The organism is Rhodoferax sp. P2_H8_2 (assembly GCF_056403235.1).
Genome location: NZ_JBFUFW010000011.1, coordinates 49,585 through 68,093, shown reverse-complemented (window position 1 = coordinate 68,093; position 18,509 = coordinate 49,585). Strand labels below are relative to the sequence as shown.

15 protein-coding genes and 1 riboswitch are annotated in these 18,509 nt (G+C 61.6%); of the genes, 9 read left to right on the top strand and 6 right to left on the bottom strand.

Annotation, left to right across the window (positions count from 1 at the left end):
* Nucleotides 1-9: 9 nt before the first annotated feature.
* Nucleotides 10-2,235, bottom strand: a complete 2,226-nt coding sequence (locus AC1DV6_RS16725; RefSeq protein WP_477979407.1) for a molybdopterin-dependent oxidoreductase — start codon at nt 2,233-2,235, stop codon at nt 10-12.
* A 156-nt stretch (nt 2,236-2,391) separates the two neighbouring features.
* Between AC1DV6_RS16725 and AC1DV6_RS16720 the strand changes: the two genes are divergently transcribed.
* From AC1DV6_RS16720 to pepF, 9 genes are all read left to right on the top strand, one after another.
* Nucleotides 2,392-2,592: a CsbD family protein gene (locus AC1DV6_RS16720; RefSeq protein WP_477979406.1), complete on the top strand. Its 201-nt coding sequence runs from the start codon at nt 2,392-2,394 to the stop codon at nt 2,590-2,592.
* 35 nt (nt 2,593-2,627) lie between these two features.
* Nucleotides 2,628-3,353, top strand: a complete 726-nt coding sequence (locus AC1DV6_RS16715) for an SGNH/GDSL hydrolase family protein (protein WP_477979404.1) — start codon at nt 2,628-2,630, stop codon at nt 3,351-3,353.
* A gap of 59 nt (nt 3,354-3,412) precedes the next feature.
* Nucleotides 3,413-3,517: riboswitch (TPP riboswitch) on the top strand.
* Between the two features lie 99 nt (nt 3,518-3,616).
* The gene (locus tag AC1DV6_RS16710) at nt 3,617-5,749 is read left to right on the top strand and encodes a TonB-dependent siderophore receptor (protein WP_477979402.1); all 2,133 of its coding nucleotides are present in this window, start codon (nt 3,617-3,619) and stop codon (nt 5,747-5,749) included.
* Nucleotides 5,750-5,756: 7 nt separating this feature from the next.
* Entirely contained in the window at nt 5,757-6,374 is a 618-nt protein-coding gene (gene pnuC / locus AC1DV6_RS16705; RefSeq protein WP_477979400.1) for a nicotinamide riboside transporter PnuC, read from the top strand.
* Nucleotides 6,374-6,895 carry an AAA family ATPase gene (locus AC1DV6_RS16700; protein ID WP_477979398.1) on the top strand — a complete coding sequence of 174 codons (522 nt, stop codon included), beginning with the start codon at nt 6,374-6,376 and terminating at the stop codon, nt 6,893-6,895. Before pnuC ends, AC1DV6_RS16700 begins: the two co-directional genes overlap by 1 nt.
* A gap of 338 nt (nt 6,896-7,233) precedes the next feature.
* Nucleotides 7,234-10,161, top strand: a complete 2,928-nt coding sequence (locus tag AC1DV6_RS16695) for an aconitate hydratase (protein WP_477979396.1) — start codon at nt 7,234-7,236, stop codon at nt 10,159-10,161.
* Between the two features lie 61 nt (nt 10,162-10,222).
* On the top strand, nt 10,223-11,401 hold the full coding sequence (locus AC1DV6_RS16690) for an FAD-dependent monooxygenase (RefSeq protein WP_477979394.1): 1,179 nt from the start codon (nt 10,223-10,225) through the stop codon (nt 11,399-11,401).
* Between the two features lie 67 nt (nt 11,402-11,468).
* A complete protein-coding gene (locus AC1DV6_RS16685; RefSeq protein ID WP_477979392.1) occupies nt 11,469-11,852 on the top strand; it encodes a PilZ domain-containing protein in 384 nt (127 codons plus the stop codon).
* A 14-nt stretch (nt 11,853-11,866) separates the two neighbouring features.
* Nucleotides 11,867-13,789: an oligoendopeptidase F gene (pepF, locus tag AC1DV6_RS16680; RefSeq protein ID WP_477979390.1), complete on the top strand. Its 1,923-nt coding sequence runs from the start codon at nt 11,867-11,869 to the stop codon at nt 13,787-13,789.
* A 4-nt stretch (nt 13,790-13,793) separates the two neighbouring features.
* On the opposite strand, the gene AC1DV6_RS16675 is transcribed toward pepF, so the two are convergent.
* Genes AC1DV6_RS16675 through hutC form a run of 5 tightly spaced genes read right to left on the bottom strand, consistent with a single transcriptional unit; the run spans nt 13,794 to nt 18,460 of the window.
* Complete coding sequence (locus AC1DV6_RS16675) at nt 13,794-15,173, bottom strand: formimidoylglutamate deiminase (RefSeq protein ID WP_477979388.1); 1,380 nt, start codon at nt 15,171-15,173, stop codon at nt 13,794-13,796.
* Complete coding sequence (gene hutG, locus AC1DV6_RS16670) at nt 15,170-15,967, bottom strand: N-formylglutamate deformylase (protein ID WP_477979386.1); 798 nt, start codon at nt 15,965-15,967, stop codon at nt 15,170-15,172. Before hutG ends, AC1DV6_RS16675 begins: the two co-directional genes overlap by 4 nt.
* Nucleotides 15,964-17,181, bottom strand: a complete 1,218-nt coding sequence (gene hutI, locus AC1DV6_RS16665) for an imidazolonepropionase (RefSeq protein WP_477979384.1) — start codon at nt 17,179-17,181, stop codon at nt 15,964-15,966. The genes hutG and hutI overlap by 4 nt, the downstream gene beginning before the upstream one ends.
* Nucleotides 17,178-17,762, bottom strand: coding sequence for a HutD/Ves family protein (locus tag AC1DV6_RS16660; protein ID WP_477979382.1), 585 nt, complete (start codon nt 17,760-17,762; stop codon nt 17,178-17,180). Before AC1DV6_RS16660 ends, hutI begins: the two co-directional genes overlap by 4 nt.
* On the bottom strand, nt 17,759-18,460 hold the full coding sequence (gene hutC / locus AC1DV6_RS16655; protein WP_477979380.1) for a histidine utilization repressor: 702 nt from the start codon (nt 18,458-18,460) through the stop codon (nt 17,759-17,761). The genes AC1DV6_RS16660 and hutC overlap by 4 nt, the downstream gene beginning before the upstream one ends.
* Nucleotides 18,461-18,509 lie beyond the last annotated feature (49 nt).

Here is an 18,509-nt window from a genome sequence, read left to right as displayed (position 1 = left end):
GGGGAAATCTCAGGCAGTTGCGACAGCGCGCATTGTGATGGCCACACCGCCCAGCACAGCATTGCCCGATAAAGGGTCGCGCAGTTGATCGTCCAACAGCGCGTTCAGGTTGGCACCGGGCCGCTCGGCGGCGAGCGTCAACTTGGCACCCTTGAGGTCATGGCCCCAGCCGTGCGGCAGGCTGACCACGCCGGGCATCATTTCGGCGCTCACGTGCACCTGCGCTTGCACACTGCGCGGGCCGCTCGCTATATGGGCGAGCGCGCCATCCTGCAGGCCCAGGCGCGTTGCGTCGGTCGGGTGGACCAGCGCGGTGCAGCGCATCGGGCCCTTGGCGAGGATGGGCAGGTTGTGCATCCAGCTGTTGTTGGAGCGCACATCACGCCTTCCAATAATGACCAAATCGGCCGCTGGCGCGCGCAGGGATTGCGTAGCCCGCTCTAAATCTTGTAGCAACATGGGTGGCGCCAGCTCCACCTTTCCGCTCGGTGTGCGCAGCATTTCGGGGATGCGCGGTTGCAGTTCGCCCAGATCAATGCCGCCTTTGGCGTTGGATGCGACGACCTTGGCCAGTGTCAATCCATCCGGTTTGCGGCCGAATTGGTCGCCGTAGGGCCCGGTGCGCAATGCGACTTCGAGGCCGCGTGACGGGCCGCGCAAATTTTTTGTTGCGGCAATCACCGCGCCGGCATGTTCTCCAAACAGACGCTGCGCGTCTTCCGCAAACTGCGCATCGTCCAGTGCATTCGCGTTTGCCTGCGCGCCTTTGCCCTGCACGATGGCGGCGAGTTTCAAGATCGTTTGCCATTCTTCGGGTTGACCTTCGGGGGCTGCAAACACTGCAGGGCTGTAGCGCGCGTGGTTGCGCCAGGAGAGCTGCGGGAAGGCTACGTCGTAGTGCATTTCCTCCAGCGGCGACAGACCGGGCAGGATCACGTCGGCATGGCGCGTGGTTTCGTTCAGGTAGATGTCCAGGCTGACCATGAAGTCCAGCTTGTCCAGCGCTTTCGCCAGGCGCGGGCCGTTGGGGCTGGACAGCACCGGGTTGGTCGCCACCGTGAACAGCGCGCGCATCTGGCCTTCGCCTTCGGTCTCAATCTCTTCGGCGATACAGGTCATCGGCAGTTCGCCATAGACCTCGGGCGCGCCGCTGACGCGGGCCTTGTGGCGGCCGGTGGTTACCCCTTTGCCAATGCCGGGCTTGCCAGTGGTGTTGGTCGCGAATGCGGCGGATTTCGCAAACAGCATGCCGCCTTCGCGGTCCAGATTGCCAGTGAGCGTGTTAAGCACATCGACCAGCCAGCTTGCGAGGCTGCCGTACTCCTGCGTGCAGGTGCCAATGCGCGCGTAGACCGCCGCGCGCGGCGCAGCGGCCAATTGGCGGGCTAGCGTGCGGATGGCATCCGCGTCCAAGCCGCAGCGTGCGGCCACCACTTCAGCAGTGAAAGGGGCAACTGCTTGTTGCACTTCGTCTACGCCGTTAACCCATTCGGCCTTGTCGCCCACCTTCACCAGCTTTTCTGCAAACAGCGTGTTCACCATCGCAGCCAACAGAAACACATCGGCGCCGGGGCGAATGAAATGGTGCGCATCAGCCATGGCCGCGGTCTCGGTACGGCGTGGGTCAATCACGACCAGCTTGCCGCCGCGCGCTTGCAACGCCTTGGCCTTGCCTTTGAAATCGGGGACGGTCCACATGCTGCCATTGCTGGCCAGCGGATTCGCGCCAATCACCAGCAGCAGGTCGGTGCGGGTGATGTCGGGCAGTGCCACAGACAGCCAGTGGCCGAACATCAGGCCGCTTGAGAGCTGCTTGGGCATCTGGTCCAACGTCGATGCAGAAAACACATTCTTGGTGCCCAGCGCGCGGGCCAGCTTGCCAAAGTAGGTCAGCAGGCCAATCTTGTGTGCGGAGGGGTTGCCAACAACGATGCCGGTGGCGTTGCGGCCATGCGCGGCGATGATGGGGAGTAGGCGCTTTTCAATCTCGGCGAAGGCTTCTTCCCAGGTGGCTGTCACATGCACGCCGTTGCGTTTGATCAGCGGTGTGCGCAAGCGGTCCGGGTCTTCGTGCAGGTCTTTGAGGGCCACGCCCTTGGGGCAGATATAGCCCGCGCTGAAGACATCGGCTTCATGCCCGCGGATGCTGGCGACCTTGCCGTCAGTGACCTTGATTTCCAGCCCGCAGCAGGCCTCGCATAGGGGGCAAATACGGTGGTGTATCGATTCAGTCATGGGGTGTCTCCAGAGGGCGAAACACCATGTTACGAGATTTGCTGCATATGTGCGCAAGGGCACAGTCAGCTTGGCGACTCACTCCTACCATGCAGTTGAGTTCGGGCAATTCTCTCTCGTGCTCTTTTCAACTTAACCACTTGCAAAGGAACCATCATGAATACAAATCAAGCCCACGGTGCGATCGAAGAACTGGCTGGCAAGGTCCAAGAAAAAGCAGGCAAGCTGATTGGCAGCACCGAACAGCAAATCAAAGGCATCGCCAAGCAGGTCGAGGGCCGCGCCGAAAAGAACCTTGGCGACATCCAGGAAAAAGCCAAGGACGCCAAGAAGACCTTGCGCGACTACCTGTCGTGATTGATTAGCACGCACATTGGCCCACGTACTGCCCCATGTCTGACTTGGAACGTTACTTCTGGATGGTGGTACTGGGGCCAGTTCTCTGGCTGCAAGCTAAGTACGTGCGTCGAATCACTCCACGCCTGCCTGAGCCTCCGGGTGCGCGCAGCGGTATGGCCGGTAGCGGCCCACTGGTGCGCCTCCTGGTTGCTGGAGATTCGGCTGCGGCAGGCGTTGGCGCCACGTCCCAGGATGAGGCTCTGTGTGGGCAACTGGTGAGCCTGCTGTCCGAACACAATACCGTGCAGTGGCAACTGATGGCCATCAATGGTCTGGATTCTCCCGGTCTGGTGCAGTTGCTCGAAGACGCACCGCGCGAAGCCTTCGATGTTGTCATTATTTCAATGGGCGGCAACGACGTCAGCAGCCTGCGCGCACCGCGCGATTGGGTCACTTGGCAAAACCGTCTGGCGCATGTGGTGGCGCGCCGTTTCAATCCGCGTTTGCTGGTGCACAGTGCAGCTCCACCCTTACACGCCTTCTCCGCCATTCCTCAGCCGCTGCGCTGGTTTTCCGGACGTTGGGCCAGTGAAATGAACCGCCATCTCGCGCACGGATTGGTGGGCACGCAATGTCGCCGCACCATGCTGCGGCATCCAGATATGTCCGCCGCATTGGGCCTGGCCGAAGACGGCATCCACCCTGGCCCCAAGGGCTATTCCGCATGGGCCCGCGAGTTGAGCCAACACATCCGGCAGTCCATTCCGCAATGGCAATGAACTAGGGTCCTGCGCGACCCGGATTACAATTCACACATCGGCTGGGCTTCAAGCCCGGTCGTACACGCTAGGGGTGCTGACGGTCGGCAAAGACCAACGGCTGAGATAACACCCTGGAACTTGATCAAGGTAATACTTGCGCAGGGAAGCGTCGCTCCAACACCCGAACTCCGTCTTAACAGGGCCGTTTGGCTATTGGTGCACACCCCCTGCCGTCGAAAAGGACTTTCTCGATGGCGTTTCTATGTCTTCGCAAAACTGCCATGGCAACCGCCATCGGTACGTTTGTTTTATCGCCCCTGTGGGCACAAACCCAACCCGCTTCGCTCAGCAATGTCGTGGTTTCAGCCAAGGCTGCACCAGTGCTCGATGCCGATCGCGCCGACGTCAGCGGTTGGGGCATACCACTGTCGCAAACGCCGCAAAGCATCACCGTGCTGGGCGCTGATCTGCTGGGTGTCAATGCCACCAGCAGCCTGTCGCAGGCGATCAAACTCGACGCCTCGCTGGCAGACAGCTACAACACCACTGGCTACCTGGAAAACCTGTCGGTGCGCGGCTTCACGCTGAACAGCGATGGCAACACGCTGCGCAACGGTCTGGCGGTTTCCAGCTACACGCCGATTGCGCTGGAGAACAAGGAGCGCATCGAAGTGCTCAAGGGCGTCAGCGGTCTGCAATCCGGCGTCAGCGCACCGGGCGGGCTGATCAATCTGGTGACCAAGACGCCGACGCCTGATGCATTCACCACATTGATGGTGGGCACGGATCAGGAGGGCGGCAGCAAAGTGCATCTGGACACCAACACAAAGTTGGGTGCGGTGGGCTTGCGGGTCAATCTGGTGCAGGAAAATTTGCATCCAGCGGCGGACAGTGCCAATGGCAAGCGCGAGCTGGCCAGTGTGGCGCTCGCGTTGCCACTGTCTGCGGATACGAGCCTGGCGGCAGACCTGGAATACCACCACAAGGTGCAGCCTTCCGTGCCAGGCCTTGGCTTGCTGGACAGCAATGGTGATTTCGTGGGCGACGCCTTGCCCGCACGTATTCAGCCGCGCCTGAACCTGAACAACCAGAGCTGGTCGCTGCCGATGGAAGCCACCAGCACCATTGCGCAAATGACGGTCAAACACCGTATCAACACCGACTGGCAGGCGCAGGCTGGGTTCAGTGCGCAGCGCACGGTGATCGATGACCGATTGGCCTTCCCCGATGGCTGTGGCAATGTCTACCCGGGCTTGTGCAGAAACGGCGATGTCGATATCTACGACTTCCGCAGCGAAGGCGAAGTGCGCAAGGTGCGCTCCTGGGACGCACAGGTCAAGGGCAATACCGTCGCGCTGGGGCTGCCACAGCAACTGCGCTTTGGCTTCAGCGGCCGTGAGAACACAACCGATCTGGCGCCGCTGCAGGCCTACAACTATGTTGGTACCACCAATATCTACCAGCCGATTACGCTACCTGCAGACCCGTCGTTGACCGCGCTCAACACCAACAGCCGTGAAAAAACCACCGAAGGCTATGCGGCGATCAGCACGCAGTGGACCTCCACGGTGCGCTCGTTTGCCGGTGTGCGCGTCAGCCAACTGGACCGCAACAGCGCGCGCAGCGATGGCAGCCGCGCCATTGCGTTGTCGCAAACCGTAAGTACGCCATGGGCTGGCGTGGCCTGGACAGCAATGCCTTCCACCACCTGGTACGCATCCTGGGGGCAGGGCGTGGAGCTGGACGCGGTACCCAACAAGACCAAAGAATTCTCCAACGCAGGAGAGGTGCTGCCGGCACAAAAGAGCGAGCAGGTGGAGCTGGGTGTGAAGTGGCAGGCGCTGGATCGCTTGCTGCTGACCGCCGCGGCGTTCTCGATTGACAAGCCGTTTGCTGACGACACGCCGGTCGCTGGTGGTTTGTTGCAGCGTGTGGGCGGCGCCAAGACCGCGCGCCACAGTGGGCTGGAACTTGGTGCCGCAGGCGCTCTGAGCAGCCAATGGTCGCTGCAAGCTACCGTCTCGCTGCTGGAAGCACGCTGGGTCAGCGCTTCCCTGTCGCCCGCGCTGGTGAATAAGCCGGTGACCAACGTACCCAAGACCAAGGCATCGCTGTTTGTGGACTACAAGGCGGCAGATCTGCCGGGCTTCTCGGTGCATGGTCTGCTGGTGGCCGAGGGTGAGAAGACGGCCAACGCCGACGGCAGCACCAAGCTACCCGCCAGCTGGCAAATCGATGCAGGCGCCAGCTACCGCCACCGAATCGGCGGCCAGTCATTGGTGTGGAATCTGCAGGTGGAAAACCTGACGGACCGCATCTATTGGCGTGAAGCACCCACTACCTACTGGGGGGCAACCTATGTGTTTGCGTCTACACCGCGCACCGTGCATGCCAGCGTGACGCTGGAATTCTGAGCACGCCATGCTGGAAACTGCATTCACCTTGATGGGCACACCGGTGACCTGGCTGGAGGTGCTGGCCTTTGTGCTGGCGCTGGCCAACATCGCTTGCAACGTGTGGGAAATCCATTGGGGCTGGCCGCTGACCATTGTGGCCAGCGGTCTGTACGCGTGGTTGTTTTACACCAGCCATTTGTACGGCGAGGCCAGCGTCAATGTGTTTTTCGCTGTGGCTGCAGTGTGGGGCTGGTGGCAATGGCTGCGCGGGCACAGGGGCGACAGTGACGAGCCGCTGCATGTGGAGAAGTTGGATGCATTGGGTCTGAAGAAGACGGCTGCATCCTGGCTGGTGCTGTGGCTCATCTGCAGTGCCTTGCTGCACTTTGTCACCGACTCTGACGTGGTCTGGGCCGATGGCTTTGTGACAGCGGGCAGCATCGTTGGCACCGTGTTGCTGGGCCGCAAGTTCATTGACAACTGGCCCACCTGGGTAATCGTCAACGTGGCCAGCATTGCGTTGTTTGCATACAAGGGCTTGGCCTTGACCGTGATGCTTTACGTCATCTTTCTGGGCCTGGCGTTCTGGGGCTGGTGGGGCTGGCAGCAGCGCTACCTGCAACGTACTTCCGTATCGCGCTGATGCAAACCCAACTTATCTGCCTTATCGGTGCTGAGTGCACTGGCAAGACCACGCTGGCGCAGGCTTTAGCGCAGCAGTTGGATGGGCTCTGGGTGCCTGAGTATTTGCGTACTTTTTGCGACGCACGCGGACGCACGCCGGTGCCGCGGGAGCAAGCGCACATCATGGAAACCCAGTACCAGCAGGAAGAAGCGGCTCTGCAACGGGCCCAATCGGAAAGCAAGCGTTGGGTGTTTTGTGACACTGCGCCTTTGCTGACGGCGATCTACAGCGATTTCATTTTTGGTGACAAGTCGCTGTTGGCGTCGGCCCGGATGCTGCACACGCGTTATGCGCTAACGCTACTGCTGGAGTCCGACATCCCCTGGGAGGCCGACGGCATGCAACGCGAGGGTGACCATGTGCGGGCGCCGATTCAGGCGATGCTGGAGGCGGAGCTGGCGCGCGTCGGTCAACCCGTGGTGCATATATCTGGCACCGGAGCGGCGCGGTTGGCTGCGGCGCTGGAAGTCCTGCGTTAGTTCGGGAACAGGCAGGTCGGGTACTCCCCTCAGCGGATGTCCCCCGGCCTTCGGCCTCCTCCTTGATTCCGCCCAGGGGAGCACCCAACCCGCCTGATCTGAAACGGTGCTGGTAAGCCCGGGACCCGATTTCATTTCAGGCGTGCTGTTTGCTCAAGCGGATGGTGCGGGGTAGGCCTCATTGCGAAATCAAGGAGGAGCCCGAAGGGCGGGGGACATTCGCTTTGAGGTCTACCCCGCACCGTCAGCGGGCGAGAACCAATGTGGAATGGGTTTACCCCGGATACATGCAAACCCATTCCAACTCCGTCACAATGATCCAAAACAAGGAGTAACCCATGCCCCACGCTTTTTCCTCCACCCTCAAGAACTTCAAAACCGCCTCCGGCAAGACTGGCAAGTTCTACTCGTTGCCCGCACTGGCCAAACAGTTCCCCAATATCCACCGCCTGCCCGTATCGGTTCGCATCGTGCTGGAGTCTGTATTGCGCAATTGCGATGGAAAAAAAGTCACGGCCAAGCACGTGGAGGAGGTGGCTAACTGGAAGCCCACGGATGCGCGCACCGACGAGATTCCGTTTGTCGTCTCCCGCGTCGTACTGCAGGACTTTACCGGCGTGCCGCTGCTAGCCGACTTGGCCGCGATGCGCAGCGTGGCGGTGAAGTTGGGCAAAGATCCCAAGCGCATTGAGCCGCTGGTGCCGGTCGATCTGGTGGTGGACCACTCGGTGATGGTGGACCACTATGGCAAGAAGAATTCGCTGGACCTGAACATGAAGCTGGAGTTCCAGCGCAACCGCGAGCGTTACGAGTTCATGAAGTGGGGCATGCAGGCGTTTGACACCTTCCGTGTCGTGCCGCCGGGTTTTGGCATCGTGCACCAGGTCAATCTGGAATACCTGGCGCGCGGCGTGCACAAGACGGCGGACGGTGTGTACTACCCCGACACGCTGGTCGGCACCGACAGCCACACCACCATGATCAACGGCATTGGTGTCGTGGCCTGGGGTTGTGGCGGCATTGAGGCAGAGGCTGCGATGCTGGGCCAGCCGGTGTACTTTTTGACGCCCGACGTCGTGGGCTTTGAACTCTCGGGCCGCTTGCGTGAAGGCGTGACAGCGACTGATCTGGTGTTGACCGTCACCGAAATCCTGCGCCGCCACAAGGTGGTCGGCAAGTTTGTTGAGTTCTATGGCGAAGGCACACGCACGCTGAGCCTGCCGGACCGCGCCACTATTGCGAACATGGCGCCGGAGTACGGCGCGACGATGGGCTTCTTTCCGGTGGATGAGAAGACGATGGAGTATTTCGAAGGTACCGGCCGCACTAAACCCGAGATGGAAGCCTTTGAGGCCTACTTCAAGGCGCAGGGCCTGTTTGGTGTGCCCAAGTCGGGCGACATTGATTACTCGCAGGTGGTGAAGCTGGACCTGGGCAATGTCACGCCCAGTCTCGCTGGCCCCAAGCGGCCGCAAGACCGCATTGAGCTGGGCAAGGTGGCGAGCCAGTTCGAATCGCTGTTCTCCAAGCCCAATTCTGAAAACGGCTTCAACCAGAGCGCGGCAGTGTTCCACACCCGCCACCTCGCGCGTACCTGGGACGACCTGCCACCAGCCAAGGTACCCAAGTCTCCCCCCACGCCGCTGGGCGCGCCACGCCAGGTGGTGGAAATGGAAAGCAGCAAACCCACGCTGGCGGCCCACCATGCACCGAACACCTCCACTACCGCTGTGGCGGCAGGCAGCGGTTCGGACGTGACCGTCGGTAACGGTGACGTGCTGATCGCGGCGATCACCAGTTGCACCAACACCTCCAACCCCAGCGTGCTGCTGGCCGCCGGCCTGTTGGCCAAGAAGGCGGTGGAAGCGGGCCTGAAAGTCAAGCCGCACATCAAGACTTCGCTAGCCCCCGGCTCACGTATCGTTACCGAATACCTGACCGAAACCGGCCTGTTGCCCTACCTTGAAAAGCTGGGCTTTGCGCTGGCGGGCTACGGTTGCACTACCTGTATCGGCAACGCGGGCGACCTGACGCCGGAGTTGAACGAAGTCATCACCAAGAACGACTTGATCTGCGCCGCCGTGTTGTCCGGCAACCGCAACTTCGAAGCGCGGATTCACCCCAATCTGAAAGCCAACTTCCTGGCCAGCCCGCCGTTGGTCGTGGCCTACGCGATTGCCGGTACCGTCAACCGCGACCTGATGACCGAGCCGGTCGGCAAAGGCAAAGGCGGCAAAGATGTTTATTTGGGCGATATCTGGCCGACCAGTGACGAGATCTACAAACTGCTGAAGTACGCGATGAAGGGCAAAGCCTTCCGCGAGAACTACGCGAAGGTCAAGACCGAGCCGGGCGTGTTGTGGGACAAGATCAAAGGAGTGGCCGGTCAGGCCTACACCTGGCCTACCAGTACCTACATTGCAGAGCCACCGTTCTTCGCTGACTTTGCTATGGATTCCATAGCTGCTCACGCACGTTCTGCGGGCGCTGCAGGCAAAAAAGGCACTGAATCTCCAGCGACAGACTCGGTACAAGGTGCCCGCATCATGGCGCTGTTCGGCGACTCCATCACCACCGACCACATCTCGCCCGCAGGTTCCATCAAGGAAAGCTCACCGGCTGGCCAATGGCTGCGCGCGCACGGTGTGCAGAAGGCCGACTTCAACAGCTACGGCGCGCGCCGCGGCAACCACGACGTGATGATGCGTGGCACCTTTGCCAATGTACGCATCAAGAACCTGATGATCCCGCCCGATGCCGCCGGTTCGCGCGAAGAGGGCGGTGTGACGATTTACCAGCACGACGGCCCCGACCAGGGCAACAAGATGTTCATTTACGACGCAGCCATGCAGTACATGGCCGACGGCGTGCCCACGGTAATTTTTGCGGGCGAGGAATACGGCACCGGTTCCAGCCGCGACTGGGCTGCCAAGGGCACGCAGTTGCTGGGCATCAAGGCCGTCGTCGCCAAGAGCTTTGAGCGCATCCATCGTTCCAATCTGGTGGGCATGGGCGTCTTGCCGCTGCAGTTCAAGGGTACGGACTCTTGGCAGTCGCTGGGCCTCAAGGGTGATGAGCGCATTGATGTGATCCCCGATGCGAACCTCACGCCGCAAAGCGACGCCACGCTGCGCGTGACGCGCGCCGATGGCTCGACCCATGAGATCACGTTGACATTGCGCGTGGATACGCCGATCGAGGTGGACTACTACCGCGCAGGCGGCATCCTGCCATTTGTGTTGCGGCAGTTACTGACTGACCGCTAAGCACCTTTGTGCGTTGATCTGACGCAACACACATCCGCCTGAGCGCGGCGACAATCAGGCCATGGCAAGCGACATGGTCATAGCAGGCGGCGGTATTGGCGGATTAGCCGCAGCGCTGGCGTGCGGCCTTTCGGGCCACCGTGTGCATCTGATCGAGCAGGCTGCCCAGTTCGGTGAGGTGGGGGCAGGCATCCAGTTAGGCCCCAATGTCGGGCGCGTGCTGGAATCCTGGGGCCTGACCGATGCGCTGGATGCGGTTGCGTTCAAGCCTTCGGCGCTTCAGGTGCGCAGTGCGATGTCTGCAAAGTTGCTTGCTACGTTGCCACTCGGGCAGGCCATGGTGGCGCGCTATGGCTCAGCCTATCGCACCATCGCCCGCGCCGATCTGCATGGCATTCTGCTGCGGGCGGTACAAGCTCTGCCCGACGTCACACTGCAACTGGGAACGGCGGTGACCCCCGTAGATCATGAGGCCGATGGCGTGACTTTACGAACTTCGCTCGGCCAATTGCTGCGCACGCCGCTGTTGGTAGGCGCGGATGGCGTGTGGAGCCGCGTGCGCAGCAGCGTGGTCTCGGACGGCAAACCCCGTGTGACGCGGCATCTGGCGTACCGGGCCATGGTGCCGCAAACCAGTCTGCCTGCCGCTTTGCGTTCCGACGTGGTGACTGCGTGGATGGGGCCGCGTTTTCATGCGGTGCAATACCCGGTGCAGCGCGGCGAATGGCTGAACGTGGTGGTCATCGTGCAAGGCCAGGTCTATGGCGACCCCAGCCAGTGGGACCAGAGCGCCAACCCCGATGAACTGCGCCGCCGCATGCAGGGGGCCGCGCACCCACTGATGGATCTGGTGGATGCGATTGCGACCTGGCGCTTGTGGGCGCTGAGCGATCGCCCACCCATGCAAAGCGCTGCCGAACATGCCAAGGGCCGCATCGCTTTGCTGGGCGACGCAGCGCATCCGATGCGGCCGTACCTTGCGCAGGGTGCGGGCATGGCCATCGAAGACGCGTCGGCATTGGCCCAAGCGCTGGCTGAGAACACGGATATTCCCGCCGCCTTGCAGCGCTACGCGAACGTGCGCTGGCAGCGTAACGCCCGTGTACAGGCCCGCGCCATCCGCAACGGCGAGATATTCCATCTGGACGGTCTGATGGCCACCGGGCGCAACATGGCGCTCAAGCTGCTGGGCGCACGATTGCTGGATGTGCCCTGGCTGTACCGGGGTGCGCCGGATTAGTTGGCGCTTCTGCATTGCATATTCGCGCGAAGCCGCGTAACCTGCCTGCACGTTTTGAAAGCCCAGCATGCCAACCACCGAAGCCCCTGCCAAAGACCTGCGCAAATTTGTCCGCATTCCTTTCAATGCCGACGTTCAGTTGCGATTGAGCGACCGCACGATCAAAGTCCATCTGATGGACATCGCGCTCAAGGGTGCGCTAGTACAAAGCGACGCGGCCCACACGCTGGCGCTGAATGACACCTGTCGGCTGCGCCTGCCGCTGGCAGACGATGGCGAAGGTTTGACGATGGCTGGCAAGGTCGTTCATCTGGAGGCGCCGCTGATCGGCATTGAGTGCCTGGACATCGACGTGGTCAGCCTGACCCGGCTGCGCCGCCTGATTGAGTTAAATTCTGGCGATCCGGCATTGATAGACCGGGACCTCACGCGTTTGTTTGCAAAAGATTAATTAGGAGCTTTGATTTGAACCCCTCGATTTCGACCCGTCGGTTTTTCCTGCCTACCCATGCCGCGCTGGCCTGCGCCGCGCTGCTGCAGTGTTTCTGCACTGGTGCGCTGGCACAAACTGCAGCATCTGCAGATGCCACCAAAGCGCCCGCCCTGTCGCGCACCGACCCACGTTTTATTTGGGACCTGACCCGTCTGTACGCCACCGATGCCGCCTGGGACGCAGAGCGCACCGCCGTGTTGGCCGAGGTGCCGTCGCTATCGGCGTTGAAGGGGACTTTGAACACCGCCGCTGGCCTGCGCGCCGGGCTGGATCGCATCTCCGCGCTGACACGGCGTTTGCAACGCCTGTCGGTCTACGCCAGCACACAGCAGAGCACCGACAACCGCGACGCCCGCAACCAGGAGCGCGCTGGGCTGATGCGCGCCTTGGGCGGACAGTTCAGTTCGGCGATTGCCTGGGTCAATCCTGAAATCCAGGCTCTGGGCAGCGACAAGGTAGAAGCCTTCATTCGCGCCGAGCCAGGTCTGAAGAACCACACGGTGCGTCTGCGCGATACCTTGCGCACTGCAAAGCACACACTTGGCGCTGAGGCCGAAGGTGCTATCGCCGCGTTCTCGCCCGTCATCGGTGCCCCCACCAATACGCGCACCTTGCTGGCGACTGCTGACACCGTGTGGCCCACGATTACTGTAGACGGCAAACCAGTCAAGGTGAACGAAACGGGTTATCAGAAGCTGCGCGAGCACCCGGATCGCGCGGTGCGCAAGCAGGCCTTTGACGCCTTCTTCAAGGCGCTGGGGCAATACGAGAACACCTACGGCTCCACGCTGGCAGCAAGAGTCGAGGCGGGTGTGGTGAATGCGCGTATTCGCAAGTACCCCTCTGCAGTGGCTGCCAGCCTGTCCAACAATGAAATTCCGGAAACGGTGTACCGCACGCTGGTGGCGGAGGCCAACACCGCGTTGCCGACTTTGCACCGCTACCTGAAGCTGCGCCAGAAGCTGCTCAAACTGCCAGACCTGCATTACTACGACATCTACCCTGAGCTGGTCAACATTGGCCGCAGCTACCCTGCAGACCAGGCGATAGACCTGACACTGGCCGCAATGAAACCCATGGGCGAGGAGTACCAGGGCCTGCTGAAGGAAGCACTGAGCATGCGCTCCATGCACACCTATCCGGTCGAAGGCAAATCATCCGGTGCGTACCAGACGGGCGTGTACGGCATCGTGCCGTTCGTGTTCCTGAACCACCAGGACAACTTCGCCACGATGTCGACGTTTGCGCACGAGTGGGGCCATGGCATCCACACCATGCTGGCCAACAAGAACCAGCCGTTTGAGACGGCAGGCTATTCGCTGTTTCTGGCGGAGCTGGCCTCGATGACCAATGAGGTCTTGCTGTCGGACTACATGCTCAAACAATCCAAATCCAAGGATGAGCGGCTGTTTTACCTGAGCGAAGCGCTGGAGCGCCTGCGCGGCGGTTTCTTCCGCCAAACCATGTTTGCCGAGTTCGAGCTGGCCACGCATGATGCACTGGAGCGCGGAGAAGCGCTGTCGGGCAAGAAGATGACACAGATGTACTGCGGCCTGCTGAAGAAGTACCACGGGGCCGATTCAGGCGTGATGCAGATCGATCCGCAGTACTGCCAGGAGTGGGCGTTTATTCCCCACTTCTACCGCCCGTTCTACGTGTATGTCTACGCCACCTCGATTGCCGGGGCCACCGCCTTTGGCGAGCGCATCCTGACCGGCAAGCCCGAAGAGCGTGACACCTTCCTCAATGTGCTGCGCGCTGGTGGCTCGGTGCCGCCGTATCAGTTGCTCAAGAACGCCGGTGTGGACATGGCCACACCGCAGCCCTACCAGGCGCTGAACAAGCGCATGAGCGCCATCATTGACGAGATGGAAGCGCTGCTGGCTGCCAAGTAGTTGGCTATCCCCACAGGCCTTGCATCACCTGCGCAAAGCGCGCGCTGATGGAGGCCTGGTCCGCGTGGCGGCCGTCGGCAATGACTTGGCGACCCGCCACGTAGACATCCTTGAAAGCAGGCCTGTCGGCTGCGAATAGCAGCGCGTCCAGCGTGTGCGAAGCGGGGGCTCCCAGCAAGCCCGGGCTTTGCGGGTCCAGAACCAGCGCATCGGCCCGTGCGCCCACTTCCAATCCCCACATTTTTTGGCCTGCTGCGGGGCCGCCTGCTGACAGGGCTGCTTCAAACAATCGCTCGGCTGTGCTGCCCGCGTATTGCGCTGGGCTGGCCGCGACGTTGCGGCGTTGCAGGTTCAGGCGTTGGCCATATTCCAGCCAGCGCAACTCTTCGGGCCACTGGCGGCAGACATGGCTGTCGGAGCCAATCGCCATGGGTACGCCCGCGTTGAGCCAGCCGGGCAAATCGGTCAGACCGTCCCCCAGATTGCCTTCGGTGCTGGGGCAAATGACGATGCCCGCGCCCTGATCTGCAATGCGATGAATTTCTGCCGCAGTGGCATGCGTGGCGTGCACCAGTTGCCAACGGGCGTCGAGAAGGTTTTGCTGCACCAGCCACTCCAGTGGGCGCTGGCCGGTATGCGCCAGGCAGTCGTTGACTTCCTGCATCTGCTCGGCCACATGGATGTGGATGGGCATGTCTGCGTCACCCACTTCTGCCAATAAAGCGCGTATAGCTTCTGGCGATGCAGCGCGCAGTGAATGGATGGCCACACCGGCATTGGTCAGTGGGCGCTTGGCATTGGCCATGTCGCGCTGCAGCGATGCGATATAGCTTGGCGTGCCAGCGAAGCGCCGCTGATCCGGGCGCAGCGTGGCTTGCGTAAATCCCGCGCGCTCATACAAAACAGGAAGCAGCGTGAAGCCCAGACCGGCTTGCTGTGCCGCGTCGGCCACTGCCCAGGCCATCGTGGCCTGGTCAGCGTACGGCGCGCCGTCTTCCTGGTGGTGCAGGTAATGGAATTCGCAAACCTGCGTGTAGCCACCTTGCAGCATCTCCACATACAGCTGCGCGGCAATCGCCTGCATTTGCGCTGGCGTGACACGCAGCGCCACACCATACATCCGGTCGCGCCAGGACCAGAAGTCATCATTCTCCGAAGTGCGCCGTTCGGCCAGGCCCGCGAACGCGCGTTGAAAGGCATGGCTGTGTGCGTTGACCATGCCGGGCAGTACGGGGCCAGCGAGGACGGTTGCGGCCTTGGGGGGCCTAGCGATATCGGCGTTGATTTGACTCCAGTGCCCCGACGCATCCACTTCCAGACAGACGTCGGTTTGCCACCGGCCTTGCACCCAAGCCCGCGGTGCCCACAAAACCGAAGCTGTCATTGCGGGCGCCAATCAATCATCGTTTGCACCAGCGCGCGCAGCACCGGCATCACATGGGCAGATTTGCAGGGGTCAATCGCGAAGGGCGGCTCTTCGGGCATGTAGCAGCGCCAGCACATCTCCAGTTGCACTGCGTGCAAACCCAGTGCAGGCTGACCGTAGTGGCGCGTGATGTGGCCACCTTTGAAGCGGCCATCGACCACGTGGCTGAAGGTGTCTTGCATTTGCAATACCTTGGACAGCGACTTGCGCAGATCGGGTGCGCAACTGGTGCCCTCTACCGTGCCAAGGTTCAGGTCGGGCAACTGGCCGTCGAACAGCCAGGGCAGTTGCGACTTGATGCTGTGTGCATCAAACAGCACGGCGTGGCCATGGCGGGCCTGGATGCGCGCGAGTTCCGCGTCAATCGCTTCCCGGTACGGACGCCAGTAGGTGTCGGTGCGGCGCGTAATCTCAAAGTCGTCGGGCGCTTTGCCATCGCGGTACAGCGGCTCGCCGGTAAAGAAGCGCGTAGGGCACAGCTCGGTGTTGTTGGCGCCTGCATACATTGGCGTGTTTTCGCTGGGACGGTTCAGGTCAATCAGATAGCGCGAGTAATGCGGAACGATCAAGCTGGCGCCCATCTCGCGCACAAAGCTGTACAGCGCGTCCAGATGCCAGTCGGTGTCTTCGACATTCAGCGCGCGCTCGGTGTAGCGCGATTGCAAGTTGGCGGGAATCAAGGTGCCCGCATGCGGCACGCTGACCAGTAGCGGTGCATCGCCGCTGTAAAGGGTAAACATATCTTTGTTCATACGGTCCTCTCCTGACCATCCACGATCACACGTTCGCATGGGTTGTGGCCAAACCAGTAAGCCAGCTCGTTCGGGTGCTCCACATTCCACACGCAAAAATCTGCGCGCTGGCCTACTGCCAATGTGCCACGGTCGTGCAGGCCTAGCGCACGTGCGGCGTTGACAGTCACGCCGCGGAGTGCCTCTTCGGGCGTCAGGCGGAACAGCGTGCTGGCCATGTTCAACATCAGCAACAGGGAGAGGCCAGGCGACGAACCGGGGTTGTGGTCTGATGCCACGGCGATGGGGACGCCATGTTGGCGCAACGCAGCAATGGGAGGCAAATGGGTATCGCGCAGAAAATAGTAGGCACCGGGTAGCAGCACGGCTACCGTTCCAGCATCTGCCATCGCGCGGATGCCCGCTAGGTCCAGATGTTCCAGGTGGTCACACGACAGCGCACCAAACTCGGCGGCCATGGCGGAGCCACCCAGATTGCTGAGTTGCTCAGCATGCAGTTTCACCGGCAGGCCAAGGGCCCTGGCTGCTTCAAAGACACGGAGGGTCTGCGCCAGCGTGAAACCTATGTTTTCGCAAAAAGCGTCTACGGCATCGACCAGGCCCTGGGCATGCAGTCGTGGCATCCATTCGCAAATGGCAGTCACATAGTCATCTGCACGGCCTTCAAATTCGGGTGGGAGTGCGTGGGCGCCCAGAAACGTGGTGCGCACCGTCAGAGGCAGCGTGGCGCCAAGCTGGCGTGCAATGGACAGGCAGCGCGCTTCGTCCGCTTCGCTCAAACCGTAACCCGATTTGACTTCCAGTGTTGTGACACCCTCCGCCATCAGCGTGCGTGCGCGCTGGGTAGCGCTGGTCAACAGCTGGGCGTCTGTGGCGGTGCGCGTTGCGGCCACTGTGGATCGGATGCCACCGCCTGCGCGGGCAATTTCCTCGTAGCTGGCGCCTTGCAGTCGCATTTCAAACTCATGGGCGCGGTGACCGCCATAGACCAGGTGTGTATGGCAGTCGATCAGACCCGGCGTGACGAGTGCGCCGCCAAGGTCAAGTTCCTGCGTGACTTGGCTACGCGCTTCTGTGGGCATGGCAGCTATCGCACCAACCCACTCCAACGTATCTCCGCGTGTCAGCAGCGCGCCGCTTTCCACCAGACCCCAGCCAGAGGTATCCGCCAGTGTGGTTAGCCGCGCGTTACGCCAAAGGGTCAGCGGTTTCATCGTGTGTTGGGTGTGAAGGCAATCCACCAAGCCAGGGTTTGCCGGTTTCGGGTTTCGGGTGTAAATGTCCACAGAGCTGCGTTGTCGCCATGGTTCCACAGCAGTGTGTGGGCTGCAAGCGCTGCAGTCTGTTTGCCGTCGCTCCAAATTCCTGGAACGCTGGTGTACAGGCCCTGCGCGACGTGCGCGGTGTTCCAGGATTTACCGACTGTTACAGCTTGCATACGACCTTGGCCGTTGCGCACCATCAGGTTCAGGTCCTGTGTAGGCCCGTCCAAAAGTGTGCACAGCGGCGCTGCGGCACCGTCAAACTCAAAAGCTGCATCACCCCGGTGCAAGATCTTCTGGCCATCGGCAAAGTGCAGCGCCACACCGGCACCTTCCAGCACCACAAACCAGCGTTGCACATCCGGGAAGGCGGAGAAGGGTCCGTCGGCCTCAATGTCCGCGCGGCTGATGCGCACTTGCCATCCCGTACCGGGCGGCCACGCCAGCAGCTCGCGCGTTTGACCTCCGCCATTGCGCCACGGTTGCGGCGGCGTGTCGTTGGCGTGAACGATGGTGGGTGCGCTGGCTGTCATGGCTTGAACTGTCCGTGAATCTGGTAACGCGCGCCGGGATGCACCAGCCGTGCCAGCGTGATCGGAACGTCGCGGTTGATGGTTCGTCGCACGACGATCAGGCAGGGGTCGTGCGTAGCGATGCCCAGCAGGCGGGCTTCTTGCACGGTGGGTGGCCCTGCTTCTATGGAGTATTGCGCTTCCCACAGCGGCGCCACGCCCAGCAGGTACTGCGTGGGTGTGGTCTGCGTGAAATCGGTTTGCAAGTAATCGGGCGCGCAAGCGGGGTTCACATAGCGGTCTTCACATTGCAACGGCACGCCGTTTTCAAAATGAACAATCAGTGTATGGAACACGACGGCGTCTTTTGCCAAGCCCAATTGGCTGGCCAACTCGGCAGACGCTAGCTCTTCGCGGGCCAGTGCCACCTGCGCGTGGTGCCGGTGACCGCGCGCGACGATCTCTTCGTGCAGGTCGCGGATCGTCAACGTGGACGACACGCGGCCCAGATGTGCTGCGAATGTGCCCACGCCCTGCACGCGGGTGACCAACCCTTCGGCCTGCAGTTCACGCAGCGCACGGCCCACTGTCATTCGGCTGACCTGGAACTGGGCTACCAGCTCGGCCTCGGACGGCATTTGCGCGCCCGGCACCCATTCGCCCTGGGCCAGGCCGGATTTCAGGAATTCCTTGACGCGGGTGTAGGGGGCAACGCTCATGGGTAAATTGTATTTGCATAGACATGTCTAGACAAGTACACTTGTGCAA